Source organism: Stenotrophomonas sp. PD6 (assembly GCF_049199305.1).
Taxonomy (GTDB): Bacteria; Pseudomonadota; Gammaproteobacteria; order Xanthomonadales; family Xanthomonadaceae; genus Stenotrophomonas.
Map to the genome: position 1 here is coordinate 1 of NZ_JBLZQD010000025.1, position 22,818 is coordinate 22,818.

Below are 22,818 nucleotides of genomic sequence, written 5' to 3' on the forward strand. Positions count from 1 at the left end.
GGGGGGGGGGGCGGGGCGGGCGCGGGCCCGCCCCCCCCCCCTTTGGGGGGGGGCGCCCGCCGCCAATTCGGTGCGCCGCCCCCCGCGGTCGGGCGGGGCTCGGCCGGGCCGTTTCACCGTTCGATACGCTCGCCGCACCTCGCCGTAGCGCCGGGCTCTGCCCGGCCGTTTCACCGTTCGATACGCCAAACGTCTCAATCCAGACTCGTCAGGTTATGGATCGACCTGTACCCGCTGCCTATCCTGAGCGCTGACTCTTACGCACCGGCCCGCCCCCACGGGCCCAGACGCAATGAACGGCGACACCGCAGCGCTGCCGCAGCGCAGTTCCACCGACCATCCGCCCACGGCTTCGCAGCACATCGAGCAGGGCACGCCCGCCTTCCGCCGCACCGCAGCGGCGCTGTTCCTGGCCGGCTTCTCCACCTTCGGCCTGCTCTACACCGTGCAGCCGCTGTTGCCCGAGTTCAGCCGCCACTTCGGGGTTTCCGCCGCCAACAGCGCGCTGGCGCTGTCGCTCAGCACCGGCCTGCTGGCCGTCTCCATGCTGGTGGCCGGCCTGATCTCCGACCGGGTCGGCCGGCGCGGCGTCATGATCACCGCGTTGCTCGCCTCCACCGTGCTGTCCGCGGCCAGCGCCATGGTCCACGACTGGACCACCCTGCTGATCCTGCGCGCCCTGCTCGGCATCGCCCTCAGCGGCGTCCCTGCGGTGGCGATGACCTACCTGGTGGAAGAGATGGACAGCCGCGCGCTGGGCCTGGCCATGGGCCTGTATATCGGCGGCAATGCGGTCGGCGGCATGAGCGGGCGGCTGATTGCCGGCATCGTGGCCGACCATTGGGGCTGGCGCTGGGGCATCGGCGTGGTCTCGCTGATCGCCGTGCTCAGCACCGTGCTGCTGTGGGTGCAGCTGCCGCCCTCGCGCCATTTCCAGAGCCGTCGCGGCGGCCTGCGCGAGCTGCCCGCGCGCTGGCGCCAGCTGTTCGCCGACCCGGGCCTGCCGTCGCTGTTCGCCACCGCGTTCGTGCTCATGGGCGTGTTCGTCACCCTCTACAACTACCTCGGCTATCACCTGCTGGCGCCGCCGTACCGGCTCAGCCAGACCGTGGTCGGCCTGATCTTCAGCGTGTACCTGGTCGGCACCTTCAGCTCGGCATGGATGGGCCAGCAGGCCAACCGGCATGGCCGTGGCCGCGTGCTGGGCATCTGCTACGGGCTGATCGCACTGGGCATCGTCATGTTGGCGCTGCCGTGGCTGGGCTGCATGGCGGTGGGTATCGCGCTGGTGACCTTCGGCTTCTTCGGCGGCCATTCGGTGGCCAGCAGCTGGGTCGGCAGCCGTGCCGGCGTGATGCGTGCCGAAGCCTCTGCGCTGTACCTGTTCGCCTATTACCTGGGGTCCAGCCTGGCCGGTGCGGCCGGCGGCGTGTTCTACACCCGCTGGGACTGGTGGGGCGTGTGCGCCTTCACCGCCGTGCTGACCGCCATCGGCGCCACCATCGCCTGGCGGCTGGGCCGCCGCGCGCAACCGCTGCCGGCCGCGCTGGCGGTCAGTCGCTGAAGCCGCCCTGCAGCAGCCGGGTGAAGTGGGTGATCAGCGGCGAGGGTGCGCCGCGCCGGTAGGCCACATGCACTTCCGAACTGGCGGCGCGATCGCTCAACGGCACGAAGCGCGCGCCTTCCACGTGGATGTGGCTGCACGAGGCGGGCAATACCGTTACGCCCAGCCCAGAGGCGGCAAGACTGATCAGCGTGGACGCTTCACCCGCCTCCTGGATGATGCGCGGCGTGAAGCCGGCGCTGCGACACAGCGCGATGAAATGGTCGTGGATGCCGGCGCCGACCTCGCGCAGGAAACCGACGAAGGGCTCATGCGCGAACTGGCGCAGCGCCACCGGTGCACCGTCCGGAAGATCGCGGATCAACGGGTGCTGGTCATGCACCACCAGCGCCAGCGGATCGCTGAACAACTTGCGTGACATCAGCGGCGTCGGCAACGCGCGCTTGCGGATCAACCCCACGTCCAGTTCGTTGGCCACCAGCGCATCGATCTGCTGCAGGGTATTCATCTCGCGCAGCTTCAACTGCACCTGCGGGAACTGCTGGCGGTAGGCGAAGATCGCGCGCGGAATCTGCGTGGACAGCGGCGTGGCACGGGTCAGCCCGATGCGCAGCTCGCCGGTCTCGCCGCGCTGCGCGCGCTGTGTGAGGTCGATGGCCTGGTCCACCCGCGCCAGCGCCTCGGTGGCCTGTGCCTGCAGCACGCGCCCGGCCTCGGTGAGTTCCACCCGGCGGTTGCTGCGCAAAAACAGGCGCGCGCCCAGCAGCGTTTCCAGTTGCCGGATCTGCTGGCTGAGCGGCGGCTGCGACATGCCCAGGCGCTCGGCAGCACGGCCGAAGTGCAGCGTATCGGCCACCGCCAGGAAGTACCGCAGGTGGCGCAGTTCAATCGACATGGCAGCGCATCAGCGTTCGGAATGACCGCTTTCATCATAGCTGCGCGGACTGAACAGGTCCGGCTGGATCAGCTCGATGAAGGCGCGCGCCTGCGGCGACAGGAAGCGGCCGCGGCGCACGATCACCCCATAACTGCGCTCGGGGAACCAGGCGCTCATCGAACGCGTCACCAGCCGGTCCCGGTCGGCATCGTTGAGGCACAGCGCCGGCACGATCGAAATGCCCATGCCCATCGCCACGTACTGCTTGATCACCTCCCAGCCACCCACTTCCAGCGCCACCGTGTACGGCACGCGCTGGCGCTGGAACACCTGGTCCACCAGCCGGTAGGTGATCTGGCGCTTGGGCGGCAGCACCAGCGGGTAGGCCGAGATCGCCTGCAGGGTCAGCTCCGGCGCGGTGGCCAGCGGGTGGTCGGGCGGGGCGATCAGCACCTGCTCGAAGCGGTAGGCCGGCGCGTAGCTGAGGTCGGCGGGCACGTCGGTCATCGAGCCCACCGCCAGGTCGGCCGCGTCGCTGCGCAGCAGGTCGGTGCCGTCGGCGCTGATCGCGTTGTGCAGGGTCAGGCGCACGTCCGGGTGGCGCTGGCGGAAGCGCTCCACGATGCGTGGCAGCAGGTACAGGATGGTGGAGCTGTTGGCGGCGATGTTGAGCTCGCCCGCGTCCAGGCCTTTGACCTTGTCGCGGAAGCTGGCCTCCAGCCCGTCCAGGCTCTCCACCAGCGGCTGGGCCATCTCGAACAGCAACTGGCCCTCGCGGCTGGGCACCAGCCGCCGCCCGCTGCGCTCGAACAGCACCAGCCCCAACTCGCGTTCCAGCGCCTGCAACTGCTGGCTGATGGCCGGCTGGCTGACGAACAGCGCCTCAGCAGCCCGTGAGACTGAGCCCAGTCGCACCGTCTGGCAGAACGCCCGCAGCGGCTTGAGCCGGTCAGACTTGTAGGAAAAACGGGGACTTGGCGGTCGCGGCGTGGGCATGGTGTAACGACTATAAGTCTGACTTATGTAAAGCATTGCGATAACTGTTTTGTCAAATACCACACTCCGGCGCACGGTGGGGTCACCCGCAACGCAGGAGTTGGACATGTCCGCTGTCGCCGCCTTCGCCACCGCCCAGCCCACCCCGGCCGATGCCCCGGCCACGCCGGGCATTGCCCTGACCACCCAGCTCGCCGGCCAGTCGGCCCTGCTGCCGGCGGGCGTATTGGCGCTGCTGGTGTCGTTGCACCGCGCCGTGGAACCCGAGCGCCAGCGCCGCCTGCAGGCCCGCCGCGAGCGCCAAGCGTTCTTCGACGGCGGCGGCCTGCCGGACTTCCGCGCCGACACTGCCGCCATTCGCAGCGAGGACTGGCGCGTGGCGCCGATCCCGGATGCGCTGCAGGACCGCCGCGTGGAGATCACCGGCCCGACCGACCCGAAGATGGTCATCAACGCGCTGAATTCGGGCGCCAAGGTGTTCATGGCCGACTTCGAGGATTCCACCGCCCCGGCCTGGCGCAACCTGCTGGCCGGCCAGCAGGCCCTGATCGGCGCCGTGCGCGGCGACCTGACCCATACCGGGCCGTCGGTGGACGGCAAGCCGGGCAAGCAGTACGCCCTGCGCCCGCTGGACGAGCAGGCGGTGCTGATCGTGCGCCCGCGTGGCTGGCACCTGGACGAGAAGCACGTGCGCATCGACGGCCAGCCGCTGGCCGGCGGCCTGTTCGATGCCGCCGTGTTCGCCTTCCATAACGCCCGCACCCTGATGTGCCGCCAGCGCGGGCCGTACTTCTACCTGCCCAAGCTGCAGTCGATGGAAGAGGCCGCGCTGTGGGAGACCGCGCTGTCGCACATCGAGGGCATGCTCGGTCTGCCGCATGGCCAGATCAAGGTCACCGTGCTGATCGAGACGCTGCCGGCGGTGTTCGAAATGGACGAGATCCTGCACGCGCTGCGCGACCGCATCGTCGGCCTGAACTGCGGGCGCTGGGACTACATCTTTTCGTACATCAAGACCTTCCGTAAGCACGCCGACAAGGTGCTGCCCGAGCGTGGCCAGGTGACCATGACGCAGCCGTTCCTGAAGGCCTATTCCGAACTGCTGATCCAGACCTGCCACCGTCGCGGTGCGCATGCGATGGGCGGCATGGCCGCGCAGATTCCGATCAACCACGACCCGGCCGCGAACGAGCAGGCGATGGCCCGCGTGCGTGCCGACAAGCTGCGCGAAGTCACCGCCGGTCATGACGGCACCTGGGTAGCCCACCCGGCGCTGATTCCCGTGGCGCAGGCCATCTTCGACGAACACATGCCCGGCCCGAACCAGCACGCCGTGCTGCGCCGCGACGTGCAGGCCAGCCGCGATGCGTTGATCGCCGCGCCCACCGGCACCATTACCCGCGCCGGCTTCGAGGGCAACGTGGAGGTCTGCGTGCGCTACCTGGCCGCGTGGCTGGACGGCAATGGCTGCGTGCCCATCCATCACCTGATGGAAGACGCGGCCACCGCCGAGATCAGCCGCAGCCAGCTGTGGCAGTGGCTGCATGTGCCGGGCCAGCACCTGGACGACGGCACCGCCATCGACCTGGCGCTGCTCGACGCCACCCTGGCCCGGTTGCCCGCCCGCCTGGGCGAGCGCAGCACCCTGCCGGGCGGGGCGCGCATCGACGAAGCCATGGCGCTGCTGGCCGAACTCAGCCGCCGCAACGAACTGACCGACTTCCTGACCTTGCCGGCGTACGACCGCCTGGATTGACCCGCCTGCCGGGCAGAGCCCGGCGCTACGCACTTGATACCCGTAGAGCGGGGCTCTGCCCCGCTGCCTTTTCCCACCGCCGTAGAGCGGGGCTCTGCCCCGCTGCCCCATCGACCCTGGAGAACCGCCATGAGCAAGCTGCCCACCGCCGAACAGATCCAGCACGAATGGAACACCGACCCGCGTTGGGCCGGCATCCAGCGCAACTACAGCGCCGCCGACGTGGTGCGCCTGCGCGGCACCGTGCACGTGGAGCACTCGCTGGCCCGGCTGGGCGCGGAGAAGCTGTGGAAGTACCTGCATGAAAAGGACTTCGTCAACGCGCTGGGCGCGCTGACCGGCAACCAGGCCATGCAGCAGGTCAAGGCCGGGCTCAACGCCATCTACCTGTCCGGTTGGCAGGTCGCCGCCGACGCCAACCTGGCCGGCCAGATGTACCCCGACCAGTCGCTGTACCCGGCCGACTCGGTGCCGGCGGTGGTCAAGCGCATCAACAACACCCTGCTGCGCGCCGACCAGCTGCACCACGCCGAAGGCAAGGACGAGATCGACTTCCTGCAGCCGATCGTGGCCGACGCCGAGGCCGGCTTTGGCGGCGTGCTCAACGCCTTCGAACTGATGAAGGCCATGATCGAGGCGGGCGCCGCCGGCGTGCACTTTGAGGACCAGCTGGCCTCGGTGAAAAAGTGCGGCCACATGGGCGGCAAGGTGTTGGTGCCGACCCGCGAGGCGATCGAGAAGTTGAACGCCGCGCGCCTGGCGGCCGACGTGCTGGGCGTGCCGACCCTGCTGGTGGCCCGCACCGACGCCGAGGCGGCCGACCTGCTGACCAGCGACATCGACGCCAACGACCAGCCCTTCGCCACCGGCGAGCGCACCGTGGAAGGCTTCTACAAGACCCGCAACGGCCTGGACCAGGCCATCAGCCGCGGCCTGGCCTATGCGCCCTACGCCGACCTGATCTGGTGCGAGACCGGCAAGCCGGACCTGGAATTCGCCCGCAAATTCGCCGAAGCCATCCACGCCAAGTTCCCGGGCAAGCTGCTGGCCTACAACTGCTCGCCCAGCTTCAACTGGAAGAAGAACCTGGACGACGCCACCATCGCCACCTTCCAGAAGGAGATCGCGCGCTACGGCTACAAGTTCCAGTTCATCACCCTGGCCGGCTTCCACGCGCTGAACTACTCCATGTTCAACCTGGCCCACGGCTACGCCCGCCGCCAGATGAGCGCCTTCGTCGAACTGCAGGAGGCCGAGTTCGCCGCCGCCGACCGTGGCTTCACCGCGGTCAAGCACCAGCGCGAGGTGGGCACCGGCTACTTCGACGCCGTCACCCAGGCCATCCAGCAGGGTCAGTCCTCGACCACCGCGCTGACCGGCTCGACCGAAGAAGAGCAATTCCGGGCGGCCTGACCCTCGAGCGCCGCGGCACCCCCGGGTAGCGCCGGCCGTTGGCCGGCTCCCGGCAACCCGCCCCAACCACACAAGGCCGTCCCTGTAGGGGCGGCCCTTCTTTTATATGCCACGCCCAGATGTTACGGTCCCCCTGAGCCACCATGCGGTAGGGAATGGCCGGTTTGCACCGGTCGTCGCGTTGGGTAAGGTTGGGCCGGAGCGCCGAAGCATTTCGGGCGCCGGGGCATGGAAATGGGATGAGGCGCACACTTTTAAGGAGTGCTATCCTCGTCCGCTCACCGGGGGACGCTGGGAAGCGGGTGTTGTGATGACCGGCAAGTTTGCGACGAACGTGTGCGAACCAGAAGCAGGCATCGCCCAGACCGCGATGGCTGAGATCGTGCACGCCGTGCTGAGCGCGGGCGAGTTCGCCCTGTTCGCCGAATTTGGCCAGCAACGCCACCTGCGCGCCGGGGAACACCTGTTCCTGCGCAACCAGGGCGGTGACACCATGTATGTCATCGTCAGCGGCAGCATCGAGCTCGACTTCGGCGAGGACCTGGTGGTCAAGTCGCTGGGGCCGCATGAATTCTTCGGCGAACTCGGCCTGCTGATCGGTGACCATCCCCGCAGCGCCGACGCCCAGGCCACGGCCGATTCGCTGGTACTCGAACTCAGCCATGGCGATTTCCAGCGCCTGGTGGACCGCGATCCGGGCATGGTGGCGTACTTCCTGCGCCGCACCATCATGCGGGTCGTCAGCAACGAACAGGTCCTGATCCGGCAGCTGCGCCGCCGCAACCACGACCTCGAAGCGGCGCTGGACAATCTATACGTCACCACCCACCAGCTCACCCACACCCGGGAGCTGGTCCGCACCGACGAAATGACCGGCCTGCACAACCGCCGCGGCCTGGCGCTGTACCTGCAGGAATGCCGCAGCCACGACAACGGCGCGCCGCAGGGCCTGCTGCTGATCGACTGCGACCACTTCAAGCGGGTCAACGACGAACACGGCCACCAGGCCGGCGACCGCGTGCTGCAGAGCGTGGCCAACATCCTGCGTTCGGTGGCCACCGAGCAGGACCGCGCCTGCCGGCTGGGCGGCGACGAATTCTGCCTGCTGCTGCGCGTGGCCGACCCGGACACCCTGCAGCATGCGGCCGAATTCATCCTCAGCGCCGTGCACGGTCTGATGGGGCGGGCCACCGGCCAGCCGCACGTCTGCCCGGTCAGCATCGGCGTGTGCCTGCTCGAGCCTCAGAGTGACTGGAGCGACTGGTACGCTCGCGCCGACAACGCGCTGTACCAGGCCAAGCGCCTGGGCGGCAACCGGCTGCACTGGTCGCGTGCCGCGACCGCAAAGCCCTGACGGAATTTCCAAATGAACGGCGACAACGGAACGTCGACCCAAGCCCCCCAGCTGCGCGCGCTGCTGTTCACCGACCTGTGCGACTCCGTGTTGCTGGTCGAGCGGATCGGCGACAGCGCCGCCGCCGAGCTGTTCCAGCAGCACGACCGGCTGGTACTGACCCTGCAGCAGCAGTGGAACGGGCATCAGATCGATCGCTCCGACGGCCTGTTCCTGCTCTTCGAGCGCGCCATCGACGGGCTCGGCTTCGCCCTGGATTACCAGCGCGGCCTGCAGGAGATCGGCAAGGAGCGCGGCATCGAACTGCGGGCGCGCGCCGGCCTGCATGTGGGCGAAGTGCTCACCTGGGAGAACAGCCCCGAAGCCATCAAGGCCGGTGCCAAGTCGCTGGAGGTTGAAGGCCTGGCCAAGCCGATGGCGGCGCGCCTGATGACCCTGGCGCGCCCCGGCCAGATCCTGCTCTCGGCGGTGGCCGACTCGCTGACCCGGCGCGCCACCGCGGAACTGGGCGAACGCGCCGAGCGGCTGGTCTGGAAATCGCACGGGCGCTGGCGGTTCAAGGGTATTCCCACCACGCAGGAAGTGGTCGAGGTCGGCGAGGTTGGCTTCACGCCCCTGCGCATGCCGCGCGGCAGCGCCAAGGCCCGCCGCGACATTCCGTTGTGGCGGCAGCCCGCTGCATTGGCCGCCGAAGCCGCCGTGCTGGCGATGCTCGTCGTGGGCGGCTGGGTGCTGTTGCGCCCGGAACCGGCCATCGCGTTCGCCGAGCGGGACTGGGTGGTGGTGGCCGATGTGGACAATCGCAGTGGTGAGGCGCTGTTCGACGACAGCCTGCAGCGCGCGCTGCTGATCAGCCTGGAGCAGTCGCGCTACGTCAACGTGTTGTCGGACAGCAAGGTGAAGCAATCGCGCGAGCTGCTGCGGGTGCCTTCCACGCGCGCGCTGGACCGCGACCTGGCCGGCGACGTGGCCTCGCGCGAGGGCGCGCGCATGGTGCTGGTGCCCAGCATCAACCGCTTCGGGGGGCAGTACGTCGTGGCCGTTGACCTGCTGGATCCGGTCAGCCGTTCGGTCGTGCGTTCGTACCACGCCGAGGCCCGCGCCCCCGACGACGTGGTGGCCGCCGTGGACAACGTCGTGGGCCGCCTGCGCGCGGGCCTGGGCGAAACCGTGGCCTCGCTGCAGCAGTCGGTGCCACTGCCGCAGGCGTCCACCAACAACCTGCAGGCGCTCAAGTCGTATGCGCTGGCCGAGCGCGCGGTGGGCGGCGGTCGCTTCGCTGAAGCGACCAAACTTTATGAGGCGGCACTGGACGCCGACCCGGACTTCGCCATGGCGCACATGGGCCTGGCCAGGTTGCTGGTGCGCATCGACCGGCGCGCCGAGGCCCTGCCACATCTGAAACAGGCACTGGCCCTCAATGATCGCCTGCCGCACCGCGAGCGCCTCTACCTCAAGGCCTGGAGCAGCGAGCTGCGCCCGGATGGCTGGCCGCTGGAAGACTGGCGCGTGCTGGCCGAAGTCTATCCCGACTCGTTTGCAGGGCAGGCCAACACGGCGGGCTTCCTGTTGATGGACAACCGCTATGAAGAGGCCGAGCACTACGCACGCGCAGCGTCGGTACCGCAGGCGCCGCTGCGTGCCTATCCCATCGGCTATACGGGGTGGATCCAGCTGGCGACCAACCGCTATGACGATGCGTTGCGCAGCTTCCAGCAGGCAGAGCAGCTCACCGGCCGCAGCGCCAGCGACACGCGCGTGGACGTGCTGATCGCCCAGCGTCGCTACAAGGAAGCACAGGCGCTGCTGGCGCAGCTGCCCAAGTCGCGCGACGAGCTGCAGACCATCATGTACCAGCGCGTCCGGGTGCTGCTGGCTGCCGACCAGGACGACTGCACCGGCATGACCGATGCGCTGGCCAGTGAGGAGCCGCCGAGCGAATCGGACGACTTCCGCACGCATGTATTGCTGATGCACGCGGTGGTGGACACCGCCTGCGAGCGGCGCGACCCCGCTGCGCTGGCCGCCGTGTCAGACCAGCTGCTCCCGCTGCTCAAGGACACCGCCAACCCGAACCTGTCCGACCGGGTACTGCGCCTGCTGTCGCTGGTGTATCTCGCACAGCGCCAGGGCGATGTTGCGCGCGCCGACGCGCTGCTGCGCGACCATGCGGCGTTGATCGACTCGTTGAAAAGTCCGGTGGTCGGCAAGTGGCATGCCATCGTGCTGGCCATGCAGCAGCTGGGCCGTAACCAGCCTGCGCAGGCCGAGGCACTGCTGCGGCCGATCCTGGATGGTACCGAACCAGTACAGGCCCGGGTGGCGCTGCGCGAAGTACAACGCACGCTGGGCAATGCCGAGACGTTCCACGAGCAGAACGAATGGCTGTATGCCCATCGAGGGCGCGCGATTGCCGAACTGGCGCCCATGCAGCTGATGCAGCCGCTCAGCATCCACGACATGCTGGGTGACGCCAGCCTGCGTTCCAACTAGGTGGGGCGCAGGCTGGCGGCGTCGTCATTCGAGTGAGTCGGCGGCCTTGCCCGCCTCGAAGCAGTGCGGTACCAGCATCGCCTGGTAGGACGTGCTCAGGTACTTCTCCAACTGGGCCTGCACCGCGCGCAGCTCTTCCACGCTGGCCAGCTGCTGGATGTCGCAGCACAGCGGCTGGGCGTCCGTGCTCAACCCCAGCTCGGTCAGTGCCTGGCGTGCATCCTTCTGGAACAGCTCACGGAAGGCGGGGTCGTCAATCAGCCTGCTCACCAGCCGCGCGGCGATTTCAGGGGAAATCTTGTTCGTTTCCGGTTTGTCGTTGCTCATTGCGCTCGATCCAGTGGGTGAAGTGAGGGTTATCGGCCGGGCCAGGCGGGAATGTAGTGCCCGGCAGGACCGGCCAACGCACGGTGCGAAGCACCACGCAGGGTACGCCGAAGACCGGCCACGCACGACGGAACCCAAGGCGCCGCGGCTAGAATGTCCGGGTCCTCCCACGGTCGGCCCCGAATGAAACTGCGCCGTTGCACTACTGTCATGTTCGAGCCACGCGAAGAGGTCGGCATCGACTTCAACGCCATGCTTGCCGGGCGTACGGAGCTGTCCACCACCATCACCTGGTTCGCCCTGGCCGCACACCTGGAACAGGCCGTGCCGGTGAGTGCCGCACAGCGGGAACTGCTGGGGTCGCTCGGTGCCCGGGACTGGACCGAGGCGGGCGACATCAATTGCCCCCCGGCTGACTGGCAACCGCTGCTGGAGGCCGGGCTGCTGATCGCCGACGACGAGCAGCACGCCGCGCATCGCCTCCGCGACGAAGGCATGCGCGACGGCCACTGGTGGCCGCTGGCGGCCCTGACCCACCGGCATGCCCGCTGGAGCGGCGTCAACAGTGCCGCGCAGATGCGCGACAGCAACATGGTCACCGCCAAGGATCTTCGCCGGCAGCTCGGCCCGCCGCCGCCAGCGGTGCAGGTGCACCCCGGCACGTATCAACCGCTTCCCGTCGTGGAGGCCACCGAGTACGACCGGTTGCTGGAACGCCGCACGACCTGCCGCAACTTCGATGCCGCACGCAGCATCGGTTGCGCGCAGCTGGCGCAGCTCCTGCAGCGCACGGTGAAGGCGCAGGCGGTGGTGCAGGTGGACGCCGATACCGAGTTCCTGAAGAAGAACGTGCCATCCGGCGGAGGGCTGCATCCCACCGAGACCTATCTGCTCGTGCAGCGGGTGGATGGACTGGCGCCCGGGCTGTACCACTATCACCCCGTGAAGCATGCGCTGGTGGCACTGCCACGCCAGTGCGAGCGACCGTTGCAGGAGGTGGCCGACGCCATGCTGTCCGGCCAGGACTGGTTCGCCAACGCGGCGGCCCACCTTGTGCTGGTGCCGCGCTTCGCACGCACCAACTGGAAGTACCGCAACCACGCCAAGGCCTACCGGGCACTGTTGCTGGACGTGGGTCATATCTCGCAGGCCGTGTACATGGCCGCAACCGAGCGCGGCCTGGCTGCGTTTGTCACCGCCGCCATCAATGACGTGGACACCGAAGCGGTGTTCGCACTGGATGGCGTCACCCAGAGTCCCATCGCGATCGTGGGCATTGGCTGGCGCGGCGATACGCTGGATACCACCGAGTTCGATCCGAACAATGTGGTCTGGGCCCAGTCATGAGCGGGGATGTCACCCCTTCAACCCCACCCCCGTTGCTGAAAGCCCTGTTGTTCACCGATCTGTGCGATTCCATCGGCCTGGTCGAACGGCTGGGCGACAGCGTGGCCGCCGAACTGTTCCAGCAGCACGACCGGCTGGTCCTGGCGCTGCAGCAGCACTGGCACGGGAAGCAGATCGATCGCTCCAACGGGGTGTTCATGCTGTTCGAACGGCCGATCGATGCGTTGGGGTTTGCATTGGACTACCAGCGCGAACTGCTGGAGGTCGGCAAGCAGCGGGGTATCGAACTTAGCGCGCGCGCCGGTCTGCACGTCGGCGAAGTCCTGATCCGGGAAAACAGTCCAGAGGCCGTCGCTGACGGTGCCAAGCCGCTCGAAGCGGAGGGCCTGGCAAAACCGCTGGCCGCGCGCCTCATGGCGTTGGCGTGGCCCGGGCAGATCCTGCTGTCCGCCGTGGCCGAAACGTTGGCGCGGCGAGCAAGCGGTGTGCTGGGCGAACGGGGTGACAGGCTGCTCTGGAAGTCGCATGGCCCCTGGCGCTTCACGTCGGTGCCGTCGGTGCAGGAAGTGTTCGAAGCGGGCGAGTTGGGCATTACCCCGGTACGAATGCCGCGCGGAAATGCCAACGCGCGCCGTGTGCTTCCGGTGTGGAGGCGCCCGGCTGCGCTCGCCGCCCAGGTCGTGGTTATCGCAATGCTGGCCGTCGGCGGCTGGATCCTGCTGCGCCCGGCGCCCGCCATCGCCTTTGCCGAGCGCGACTGGGTGGTGCTGGCCGACGTGGACAACGCCACGGGCGAGACGCTGTTCGACGCTTCGTTGCAGCGGGCGCTGCTGATGAGCCTGGAGCAGTCGCGCTACGTCAATGTGCTCTCCAGCAGCAAGGTCTCCGAATCGCGCGATCTGTTGCGGGTTCCATCTGCACGCGCCCTGGATCGCGAGCTTGCCAGCGACGTGGCGGCGCGCGAGGGGGCACGCATGGTGCTGGCGCCGGCCATTACCGAGGCGGGCGGTCATTACCTGGTCAGCGTCGAACTGCTCGATCCGGCCACCCGCGCGGTGGTGCGCAGCTATCACGCAACGGCCAAGGCCTCCACCGATGTGCTGGGGGCCGTTGACGACGTCGTCGGCCAGCTGCGCGCGGGCCTGGGCGAATCGGTTGCCTCGTTGCAACAGTCGGTACCGCTGCCGCAGGCAACCACGTCCAACCTGCAGGCACTGAAGTCGTTCGCGCTGGCCGAGAACGCGCTGGGCCGTCGTCGTTTTTCCGAGGCGACCAAGCTCTACGACGCGGCGATCGATGCCGACCCGGATTTCGCCATGGCCCACATCGGCCTGGCGAGGCTGCTGGTTCGGCTGGACCAGCGCGCCGAAGCACAGCCCCACGTGGCCCGCGCGCTGGCGGTAAGCCAGCGCCTGCCGCACCGCGAGCGGCTGTACCTGAAGGCCTGGAGCAACGAGTTGAGCCCGGTCTCCTGGCCGCTCGACGACTGGCGCGTGCTGGCCGATGTCTACCCCGACTCTTACGCGGGTCTCTACACCACCTCCTGGTACCTGCTGGTCGACAACCGCTTCGAGGACGCCGAGCGCTACGCCCGCGCCGCCGCCGTACCCTCGAACCCACTGCGCGCTTACGCCTTTGCGAACCTGGGCTGGATCCAGCTGGGAACCAACCGCTACGACGATGCCGTGCGCAGCTTCAGGCAGTCCGAGCAGCTGACCAGCCGTCCGGCCGCCGACCCACGCGCCGATGCGCTGATTGCCATGCGTCGCTACCGGGAAGCGCGTGAGGTACTGGACCAGCTCGGCACGCCCGGCGATGAGCTGCAGGCGCTGATGAACGTTCGCGTGCGCATGCTGCTGGCGGCGGACCAGGACGACTGCACGGGCATGCGCGAGGCGCTGTCGACAGAGCCGATGCCCACCGAATCGCCCGATTTCCGCATGCATGTCCGCGTGCTGGAAGCGCTGGTCGACACCGCGTGCCAGCAGGGCGATTCCAAGGCGCTGGCACGCATCGCGGGCGAGATGCGTCCACGGCTGGCAGATGCCAGCCACCCCAACATGCCGGACCGCACGCTACGCCTGCTGTCGCTGGTGTACCTGGCGCAGCGCCAGGGCGACCATGCGCTGGCCGACCGGCTGCTGGCCGAGTACGACGCGCAGGTGGTGAAGCAGAAGAATCCCATGATCGGGAAGTGGCGCACCGTGGTCCTGGCCATGCAGAACATCGGCAGGAGCGAACCGCAGAAAGCCGTGGCGCTGCTGCGGCCGATGATGGACGGCAGCGAACCGGTGCAGGCGCGTGTGGCGCTGCGTGAAGCGTACCGCCTGCTTGGCGATGGTGAGCAGTTCCAGAAGCAGAACGAATGGCTGTTCGAGAACCGGGGCAGGGCGATTGCGGAGGTGGCGAACACGCAGTTGATGCAGGCGCTGAATGTGCACGATACCGTGTCGGACGCGACGATGCGGCAATGAGGATTGGGTGCTGCACGAATCCGATTGGGCACCGCCCGGATCCGATTCGGCGCTGCACGAAACCGATTGGGCACCGGCCGGATCCGATTCGGCGCTGCACGAAACCGATTGGGCACCGGCCGGATCCGATTCGGCACCGCACGAATCCGATTCGGCGCTGCCCGAATCCGTAGAGCCACGCCATGCGTGGCTGTATTTCGTTCCGGCACCGCGAAGACACCCATGGGGTGTCACGACGGGTGGTGTGGATCAGGTGGCCTCGAAATCCACCAGCACCGCCCCGTCGCCCACCTGGTCACCGGCCTTGACCCGGTAGCCCTGCACCACGCCGTCAGCCGGTGCCTGCAGCGTGTGCTCCATCTTCATCGCCTCCAGCACCACCAGCGGCGTGCCGCGTGCCACCGTGGTGCCTGCCGCCACCAGCGTGGCCACAATGCGGCCCGGCATCGGCGCCACCAGGCTGCCGGCGTCGGCCACGCCCTGGTCCGCTTCACTCACCGGGTCGTGCAGGGTGAAGCGCTGCACGCCGTCAGTGCCGAACAGATACAGCTCGCTGCCATCGCGGACCACGCGCGCGCGGTGCAGGCTCTCTCCAACCTGCAATGCCAGCTGCTCGCCGGCCATACGACCCTGCGCCAACACCGGCGTGCCGTTCACCTCGATCGACCACGCCTCGCCATGGCCCTCCACTGCCAGCACCTGCTGGCGGCCGCGGTGCTCCAGCGTCAGCCGTCGCGCCGCACGTTGACCCAGCCGCCAGCCATCGCTGGCCTGCCACGGCGAATGCGGGTCGCGCGCATCGGCGAACGCCGGCGCCTCCGACGCCACCGCGGCCACGGCCGCCATCGCCCACTGCGCCGCGGCGGTATCGCCGTCGTGCGGCGCCAGCGCGGCCTGCTCGCGGTCGATCAATGCGGTGTCCAGCTTCGCGTGCACGAACGAATCGGTCATCACCAGCTTGCGCAGGAAGGCCGCGTTGGTGGTCACCCCCACCACCTCGCATTCGGCCAGCGCCTGCTGCATGCGGCGCAGCGCCGCATCGCGGTCCACGTCCCACACGATCAGCTTGGCGATCATCGGGTCGTAGAACGGGGTGATCGCATCGCCCTGTTCCACACCCGCATCCACGCGCACATGCGCCGACGCGGCCGGCATGCGCAGGTGGCGCAGCGTGCCGGTGGAGGGCAGGAAGCCCTTGTCGGCGTCTTCGGCGTACAGCCGCGCCTCCAGCGCATGGCCGTTGATGCGCAGCTGTTCCTGCTGCAGCGGCAGCGGTTCACCGCTGGCCACGCGCAGCTGCCACTCCACCAGGTCGGTACCGGTGATGCACTCGGTTACGGGGTGTTCGACCTGCAGGCGGGTGTTCATTTCCATGAAATAGAAATCGCCATCAGGCCCGGCGATGAACTCCACCGTGCCGGCGCCCACGTAGTCCACCGCGCGCGCCGCATCCACCGCCGCCTTGCCCATCGCCGCGCGGCGCTCGGGTGTCATGCCCGGCGCGGGCGCTTCTTCCAGCACCTTCTGGTGGCGGCGCTGCACCGAGCAGTCGCGCTCGAACAGGTACACCACGTTGCCGTGGCTGTCGCCGAACACCTGGATCTCGATGTGGCGCGGCCGCTCCACGTACTTTTCCACCAGCACGTGCGCGTTGCCGAACGCGGACTGCGCCTCGCGCTGGCAGCTGGCCAGCGCCTCGGTGAAGGCCGCGCTGTCTTCCACCTTGCGCATGCCCTTGCCGCCGCCGCCGGCGCTGGCCTTGATCAGCACCGGGTAGCCGATGCCGTCGGCCTGCCCGCGCAGGAAGTCGGGCGCCTGTGCGTCGCCGTGGTAGCCCGGGGTCAGCGGCACGCCGGCCTGCGCCATCAGCGCCTTGGCCGCGCTCTTGTCGCCCATCGCGCGGATCGCCGAGGCCGACGGCCCGATGAAGACGATGCCCGCCTCCGCACACGCCTGCGCGAACGCGGCGTTTTCGGACAGGAAGCCGTAGCCGGGATGGATCGCCTGCGCGCCGGTGCGGCGTGCCGCGTCCAGGATCGCATCGCTGCGCAGGTAGCTCTCGCGTGCCGGGGCCGGGCCGATGCCGACGGCTTCGTCGGCCAGGCGCACGTGGCGTGCGTCGCGGTCGGCGTCGGAGAACACGGCGACGGTCGCGATGCCCAGGCGCCGGCAGGTGGCGATGATGCGGCAGGCAATTTCGCCACGGTTGGCGATCAGGATCTTGGTGAACATGGAAGTCTCGTTGCGCAGGCCAGGGGCGGCGGTGCCGGGCGGCACCGCCCGTGCGTTACATGCGGAACACGCCGAACTCGGTTTTCCGTGCCGGCGCGTTGAGGCTGGCCGACAGCGCCAGGCCCAGCACGCGGCGCGTGTCGGCCGGATCGATCACGCCGTCGTCCCACAGCCGCGCGCTGGCGTAGTAGGGGTGGCCCTGCTGCTCGAACTGCTCGCGGATGGGCGCCTTGAAGCCGTCTTCCTCCTCCGCCGACCACTGCCCGCCCTTGGCCTCGATGCCGTCGCGCTTCACCGTGGCCAGCACGCTGGCCGCCTGCTCGCCGCCCATCACGCCGATGCGCGCGTTCGGCCACATCCACAGGAAATTGGGCGAATAGGCGCGGCCGCACATGCCGTAGTTGCCGGCGCCGAACGAGCCGCCGATCACCACCGTGAACTTGGGCACCTTCGCGCAGGCCACCGCCATCACCAGCTTGGCGCCGTCCTTGGCGATGCCGCCGTGTTCGTACTTGCGCCCGACCATGAAGCCGGTGATGTTCTGCAGGAACACCAGCGGAATGCCGCGCTGGGTGCACAGCTCAATGAAGTGCGCGCCCTTGAGCGCGGACTCGGAGAACAGGATGCCGTTGTTGGCGATGATGCCCACCGGGTAGCCATGCAGGTGCGCGAACCCGGTCACCAGCGTATTGCCGTAGCGCGGCTTGAACTCGTCGAAGCGCGAATCGTCCACCAGCCGCATGATCACTTCGCGCACGTCGTAGGGCTTGCGCGTATCGGCGGGAATCACGCCATACAGTTCGTCGGCCGGGTAGCGCGGCGCGGCGGGCGCCTGCACCGCCAGCGCCGGCTCGGGCTTGCGCCAGTTGAGCTGGGCGATGATCGCGCGTACGCGTGCCAGCGCCTGCAGGTCGTTGTCGGCCATGTGGTCGGCCACGCCGGAAATGCGCGTGTGCACGTCGGCACCGCCCAGTTCTTCAGCGGTGACCACTTCGCCGGTCGCCGCCTTCACCAGCGGCGGGCCGCCCAGGAAGATGGTGCCCTGTTCGCGCACGATCACCGTCTCATCGCTCATCGCCGGCACATACGCGCCGCCGGCGGTGCACGAGCCCATCACGCAGGCGATCTGGGGAATGCCCTGCGCCGAGAGATTGGCCTGGTTGTAGAAGATGCGGCCGAAATGATCGCGGTCCGGGAACACCTCGTCCTGCAGCGGCAGGAACGCGCCACCCGAATCCACCAGATAGATGCAGGGCAGCCGGTTCTGCTCGGCCACTTCCTGCGCGCGCAGGTGCTTCTTCACCGTCATCGGGTAGTAGGTGCCGCCCTTGACCGTGGCGTCGTTGGCCACGATCACGCATTCCACCCCGGAAACGCGGCCGATCCCGGCCACCACGCCCGCGCTGGGAATCGGATCGCCGTACATCCCGTGCGCGGCCAGCGGCGCGATCTCCAGGAACGCGCTGCCCGGGTCGAGCAGGGCGTCGATGCGGTCGCGCACCAGCAGCTTGCCGCGCGCGGTGTGTTTCTGCCGTGCCGCCTCGCTGCCGCCCAGCGCGGTCTGCGCCAGGGTGGCGCGCAGGTCGTCCACCACCGCCTGCAGCGCGGCGCGGTTGGCCTCGAAGGTGTCGCTGCCCGGTTGCAGCTGCGTGCTCAGTACCGTCATGGGTGGGCCCTTACTTGGTGCGCTGGAACAGTTCGCGACCGATCAGCATACGGCGGATCTCCGAGGTGCCGGCGCCGATCTCGTACAGCTTGGCATCGCGCCACAAACGCCCGGTCGGGTACTCGTTGATGTAGCCGTTGCCGCCCAGGATCTGGATCGCCTGGCCGGTCAGCCAGGTGGCCTTCTCGGCCGAATACAGAATGGCACCGGCCGCGTCCTGGCGGGTGGTGCGGCCCTGGTCGCAGGCGCGCGCCACCGCATACACATATGCGCGGCAGGCGTTGAGCCCCACGTACATGTCGGCCAGCTTGGCCTGGATCAGCTGGAAAGTACCGATGGCCTCGCCGAACTGCTTGCGTTCGTGCACATACGGCATCACCACATCCATGCCCGCTGCCATCAGGCCCAGCGGGCCGCCGGAAAGCACCACGCGCTCGAAATCCAGCCCGGACATCAGCACGTTCACGCCGCCGCCGACCTTGCCCAGCACGTTGGCCTCGGGCACCTCGCAGTCCTCGAACACCAGCTCGCAGGTGTTGGAGCCGCGCATGCCCAGCTTGTCCAGCTTCTGCGCGGTGCTGAAGCCCTTCATGCCCTTCTCGACCAGGAACGCGGTGATGCCCTTGGCGCCGGCGTCCGGGTCGGTCTTGGCGTACACCACCAGCACGTCCGCATCGGGGCCGTTGGTGATCCACATCTTGTTGCCGTTGAGCACGTAGTGGTCGCCGCGCTTGTCGGCGCGCAGCTTCATCGACACCACGTCCGAACCGGCGCCCGGCTCGCTCATCGCCAGCGCACCCACCAGCTCGCCGCTGCACAGGCCGGGCAGGAAGCGACGCTTCTGCTCTTCGGTGCCGTTCTTGCGCAGCTGGTTCACGCACAGGTTGGAATGCGCGCCGTAGGACAGGCCGATGCCGCCGGAGGCGCGCGAAATTTCTTCCATCGCCACCACGTGGGCCAGGTAGCCCATGCCGCTGCCGCCGTATTCTTCTTCCACGGTCAGGCCGAGCAGGCCCTGCTCGCCGAGCTTGCGCCACAGCGGGTGGGGGAACAGATTTTCCTCGTCGGCCTTGGCCGCCAGCGGCGCGATCTCCACCGAGGCAAAATGGGCGACGCTCTCGCGAAGCATGTCGATCTCTTCGCCGAGGTCGAAGTTCATGGTGGGGACGTGCATGAGCGGCTCGGCAGAAGGGAATGTACGCCCAGCCTAGTCCTCCCCGATGTAAAAGTGAATACAAATTCAAAAATTGAACATAGAATCAGCAAATGGCCTATAAACGCTCCCCTCTGATGGAAGAACGCCTGGCCGGGGCCCGCGAGCGGATCCTGCTGGCCACCCGTGCCCTGGTGGCCGCCGGCGGTTACCGCAACGCCCCGGTCACCGCCGTGGCGGCCGAGGCGGGGGTCTCCACCGGGCTGATCTACCGGCACTTCCCCTCCAAGGCCGAGCTGTTCGTAGAGGTGCTCACCAACGCGGTGGAGCACGAACTGCGCATCTTCGAGGCCATCGCCGCCGAGCCGCTGCCGGCGCCCGAGCGCCTGCGCCGGGCCATTACCGCCTTCGTCCGCCGCGCCCTGGCCGGTCCGGGCCTGGCCTACGCCTTCATCGCCGAACCGGTCGACCCGGAAGTGGAAGCCGAGCGCATCCGCTGCCGCCGGCTGTTCGGCGACGTGTTCCGGCGCATCGTCGCCGATGGCATTGAAGCGGGCACCTTCCCGGCGCAGGACACCCATGTCGCAGCGGCCTGCATCGTCGGTGCATTTACCGAGGCGCTGGTGGGTCCTACCGCGCCCAGCCGCGACGCGCACGGCGACGAAGCGGCACTGGTCGAATCCATCTGCGTGTTCTGCCTGCGGGCCGCCGGGGCCTGAGCGCCGGCCGATGCTGCATTGCGACACCCGGTGGCGGCTTGCAGAGCGCCGCCGCCGCTGGTCATACTCGGGAAACAAGCCGTGGTCCAACGACTACCAGCCAGGGGTATAGAGAGTGCGGAATTACGATCTCGAGTTCCTGAAACGCTTCTCCATGATCATCGCGTTGTTGATGGCCATTACGCTCGGATTGATCCTGTTCGCTGCGTATCTGCACACCCGCATTCCCCCTGAAATATCGCCCCAGGCGGCCAAACGTACCGAGCTGCGCATTGCGCCGGCCGGTGCGGTGTATGCCGGCAGCACCGGTGCCGCCGACCAGGCGGCGGCCAAGGCTGCGGCGCTGGCCAAGGCAGCCGCCCAGGTGGCCTATGGCGGCACCACCGACGGCAAGGTGATCTTCAACAACCTGTGCACCGCCTGCCACACCACCGGCGTCGGCCAGGCGCCGACCCTGGACCACGCCCATTGGGATGCGCGCCTCGCCCAGGGCAAGGACACCCTCTACAAGCACGCGCTGGAGGGCTACACCGGCCCGGACGGCGGGATCATGCCGCCCAAGGGCGGCAACCCGGCGCTGAGCGAGGAGCAGATCCACGCCACCGTGGATTGGATGCTGGCGAACCTGAAGTAACCCACCCACGTAGAGCCACCCCATGGGTGGCTACGCGGACCCGCCACGCCCGACATCCGGCATTACGTGGGACACGCATGGCGTGTCGCTACGCGGCGCCGCGCGCCGGGAAACACCCCGGTACGCGCGCAACGCCGCCACGCGCCCCGATTGCCGGCCCGCGCGCAATGCCGCCACGCACCGGGCGCCCCGCTTGCAGGGACGCGTAGCGACACGCCATGCGTGTCCCACGCGTTCCGTCCCCACGCGGCTTTGCCAAACCCGCCCAAATCCCTGCCCCCGACCGCTCCCCGCCACAATTCCGCATTACCCTGTGCACCCGTTTCCGGAATCGCCGTCGATGCGCCGTCGCTCCCTCGCTCTTGCCCTGTCGCTGCTGCTGCCCGCCACCGCCTTCGCCCAAGCCCAGCCGCAGGCACGCCCGACCGCACCGACCCCGGCGACCTCCGCCACCATCACCCTCACCGCCGCGCCCGCCGACTGGCGCGCGCTGGACGGCCAGCACGTGCGCATCGCCGCGCCGCTGACCCTGGCCGGCACCGACGGGCTGGCCCGCTTCGGCGAACTCACCGTGGCCTTCGACGGCCGCCTCTGGCAGCCCAGCGAAGTGGCCGCCCCGGGCACCGACGCACACGCCAAGGTGATCGCCGACAACCAGCGCCGCCGCCTCCTGCTCGACGACGGCAGCAGCGCCCGCGACCCCGGCCCGGTGGCCTACCTGCCGGCCGGCGCCACCCTGCGCACCGGCACCGTCCTGCGCAACGTGGAAGGCATCGTGCACGTGGACGCCAAGGGCACCCCGCGCCTGCAGGTGACCACCCCGCTGCAGCTGCCTGCGTTGGCCCGCCCGACTGTGCCGGCAGTACCCGGCGCGCTCAAAGTGGCCGCCTTCAACCTGGAAAACTTCTTCAACGGCGACGGCCAAGGCGGTGGTTACCCGACCCTGCGTGGCGCCCGCACCCTGGCCGAACACCAGGCGCAGACCGCCAAGCTGGTGGCCACCGTCAACGCACTCGGCGCGGACGTGGCCGCCCTGATGGAGCTGGAGAACGACGGCTACGGCCCGCAGTCGGCCATCGCCGAACTCGTCGCCGCGCTCAACGCCAACCGTGGCAAGGGCGCAGACTGGCGCTTCATCGACGCCGGCAAGGGCCCGGGCGAAAACCCGATCCGGGTCGGCATCATCTACCGCAGCTCGCGGGTGACCCCGGTCGGCGCGCCGGCCGTGCTGGAAACCGCACCGTTCGGCCCGCACAGCCGCGTGCCGCTGGCGCAGGCGTTCCGTGCCGGCAAGGGCGCACCGTTCGTGGTGGTTGCCAACCACTTCAAGTCCAAGGGCTGTTCGGAAGCCACCGGCGCTGATGCCGACCAGAACGATGGGCAGGGCTGCTGGAATGCCACCCGCGTCGAATCGGCGCGCCTGCTCGACCAGTGGCTGGGCACCGACCCGACCCATGCCGGCACCACCGATGCGATTCTGCTGGGCGACTTCAACGCCTATGCGATGGAAGCGCCGATCCGCACCCTGCATGACGCCGGCTGGCGCGACGCCTTCGGCGTGGCCAAGGTCGAGCGTCCTTACAGTTATGTCTACAACGGCATGACCGGCCGCCTCGACCATGCCCTGCTCAGCCCGGGCATGGCCAAGCGCCTGCGCGGCGCGGCCGAGTGGCATATCAATGCCGACGAAGCCGACGACGTGGGCTACCGCGACCGCAACGTGGCGGGCCCGTGGCGCAGTTCGGACCACGACCCGTTGATTCTGGGTTTCGACAAATAAAACGGGGATGACCCGGTAGGTGCCGACCGTTGG

Annotated in this window: 16 protein-coding genes; 10 read left to right on the forward strand and 6 right to left on the reverse strand. The window is 68.7% G+C overall.

Going from position 1 to position 22,818, the window contains the following annotated elements; genetic code table 11:
• Positions 1-292 precede the first annotated feature (292 nt).
• A complete protein-coding gene (locus ACOZHM_RS19975) occupies positions 293-1,564 on the forward strand; it encodes an MFS transporter (protein WP_421571077.1) in 1,272 nt (423 codons plus the stop codon).
• Here ACOZHM_RS19975 and ACOZHM_RS19980 read toward each other — a convergent pair.
• Complete coding sequence (locus ACOZHM_RS19980; protein WP_421571078.1) at positions 1,554-2,459, reverse strand: LysR substrate-binding domain-containing protein; 906 nt, start codon at positions 2,457-2,459, stop codon at positions 1,554-1,556. The genes ACOZHM_RS19975 and ACOZHM_RS19980 overlap by 11 nt on opposite strands.
• Before the next feature lie 9 nt (positions 2,460-2,468).
• Positions 2,469-3,437, reverse strand: a complete 969-nt coding sequence (locus ACOZHM_RS19985) for a LysR family transcriptional regulator (protein WP_421571079.1) — start codon at positions 3,435-3,437, stop codon at positions 2,469-2,471.
• Positions 3,438-3,543: 106 nt separating this feature from the next.
• Here ACOZHM_RS19985 and aceB point away from each other — a divergent pair, with 106 nt between their 5' ends.
• The 4 genes from aceB to ACOZHM_RS20005 all read left to right on the forward strand — a co-directional run bounded on the left by aceB (position 3,544) and on the right by ACOZHM_RS20005 (position 10,453).
• Positions 3,544-5,193, forward strand: a complete 1,650-nt coding sequence (gene aceB / locus ACOZHM_RS19990) for a malate synthase A (protein WP_421571080.1) — start codon at positions 3,544-3,546, stop codon at positions 5,191-5,193.
• Positions 5,194-5,322: 129 nt separating this feature from the next.
• Positions 5,323-6,606, forward strand: coding sequence for an isocitrate lyase (gene aceA, locus ACOZHM_RS19995; protein ID WP_421571081.1), 1,284 nt, complete (start codon positions 5,323-5,325; stop codon positions 6,604-6,606).
• A gap of 310 nt (positions 6,607-6,916) precedes the next feature.
• Positions 6,917-7,960, forward strand: a complete 1,044-nt coding sequence (locus ACOZHM_RS20000; protein WP_421571083.1) for a diguanylate cyclase domain-containing protein — start codon at positions 6,917-6,919, stop codon at positions 7,958-7,960.
• 12 nt (positions 7,961-7,972) lie between these two features.
• Entirely contained in the window at positions 7,973-10,453 is a 2,481-nt protein-coding gene (locus ACOZHM_RS20005; RefSeq protein ID WP_421571084.1) for a putative peptide modification system cyclase, read from the forward strand.
• Between the two features lie 24 nt (positions 10,454-10,477).
• Here ACOZHM_RS20005 and ACOZHM_RS20010 read toward each other — a convergent pair whose 3' ends face one another.
• Positions 10,478-10,780 carry an NHLP-related RiPP peptide gene (locus ACOZHM_RS20010; RefSeq protein ID WP_421571085.1) on the reverse strand — a complete coding sequence of 101 codons (303 nt, stop codon included), beginning with the start codon at positions 10,778-10,780 and terminating at the stop codon, positions 10,478-10,480.
• A 183-nt stretch (positions 10,781-10,963) separates the two neighbouring features.
• On the opposite strand from ACOZHM_RS20010, the gene ACOZHM_RS20015 reads away from it, so the two are divergent.
• Together ACOZHM_RS20015 and ACOZHM_RS20020 are read left to right on the forward strand one after the other, a co-directional pair.
• The gene (locus ACOZHM_RS20015; protein WP_421571086.1) at positions 10,964-12,127 is read left to right on the forward strand and encodes a putative peptide maturation dehydrogenase; all 1,164 of its coding nucleotides are present in this window, start codon (positions 10,964-10,966) and stop codon (positions 12,125-12,127) included.
• Entirely contained in the window at positions 12,124-14,601 is a 2,478-nt protein-coding gene (locus ACOZHM_RS20020; protein WP_421571087.1) for a putative peptide modification system cyclase, read from the forward strand. The genes ACOZHM_RS20015 and ACOZHM_RS20020 overlap by 4 nt, the downstream gene beginning before the upstream one ends.
• A 249-nt stretch (positions 14,602-14,850) precedes the next feature.
• On the opposite strand, the gene ACOZHM_RS20025 is transcribed toward ACOZHM_RS20020, so the two are convergent.
• The 3 genes from ACOZHM_RS20025 to ACOZHM_RS20035 are packed head-to-tail and all read right to left on the reverse strand — an operon-like array spanning position 14,851 to position 19,673.
• Entirely contained in the window at positions 14,851-16,833 is a 1,983-nt protein-coding gene (locus ACOZHM_RS20025; protein ID WP_421571088.1) for an acetyl-CoA carboxylase biotin carboxylase subunit, read from the reverse strand.
• A gap of 55 nt (positions 16,834-16,888) precedes the next feature.
• Positions 16,889-18,499 carry a carboxyl transferase domain-containing protein gene (locus tag ACOZHM_RS20030; RefSeq protein WP_421571089.1) on the reverse strand — a complete coding sequence of 537 codons (1,611 nt, stop codon included), beginning with the start codon at positions 18,497-18,499 and terminating at the stop codon, positions 16,889-16,891.
• 10 nt (positions 18,500-18,509) lie between these two features.
• The gene (locus ACOZHM_RS20035; RefSeq protein ID WP_421571090.1) at positions 18,510-19,673 is read right to left on the reverse strand and encodes an isovaleryl-CoA dehydrogenase; all 1,164 of its coding nucleotides are present in this window, start codon (positions 19,671-19,673) and stop codon (positions 18,510-18,512) included.
• A 92-nt stretch (positions 19,674-19,765) separates the two neighbouring features.
• Here ACOZHM_RS20035 and ACOZHM_RS20040 point away from each other — a divergent pair, with 92 nt between their 5' ends.
• The 3 genes from ACOZHM_RS20040 to ACOZHM_RS20050 all read left to right on the forward strand — a co-directional run bounded on the left by ACOZHM_RS20040 (position 19,766) and on the right by ACOZHM_RS20050 (position 22,785).
• Entirely contained in the window at positions 19,766-20,371 is a 606-nt protein-coding gene (locus ACOZHM_RS20040; RefSeq protein ID WP_421571092.1) for a TetR/AcrR family transcriptional regulator, read from the forward strand.
• Between the two features lie 115 nt (positions 20,372-20,486).
• A complete protein-coding gene (locus ACOZHM_RS20045) occupies positions 20,487-21,005 on the forward strand; it encodes a c-type cytochrome (protein ID WP_421571093.1) in 519 nt (172 codons plus the stop codon).
• Positions 21,006-21,345: 340 nt separating this feature from the next.
• Positions 21,346-22,785 carry an ExeM/NucH family extracellular endonuclease gene (locus ACOZHM_RS20050; protein ID WP_421571094.1) on the forward strand — a complete coding sequence of 480 codons (1,440 nt, stop codon included), beginning with the start codon at positions 21,346-21,348 and terminating at the stop codon, positions 22,783-22,785.
• Positions 22,786-22,818 lie beyond the last annotated feature (33 nt).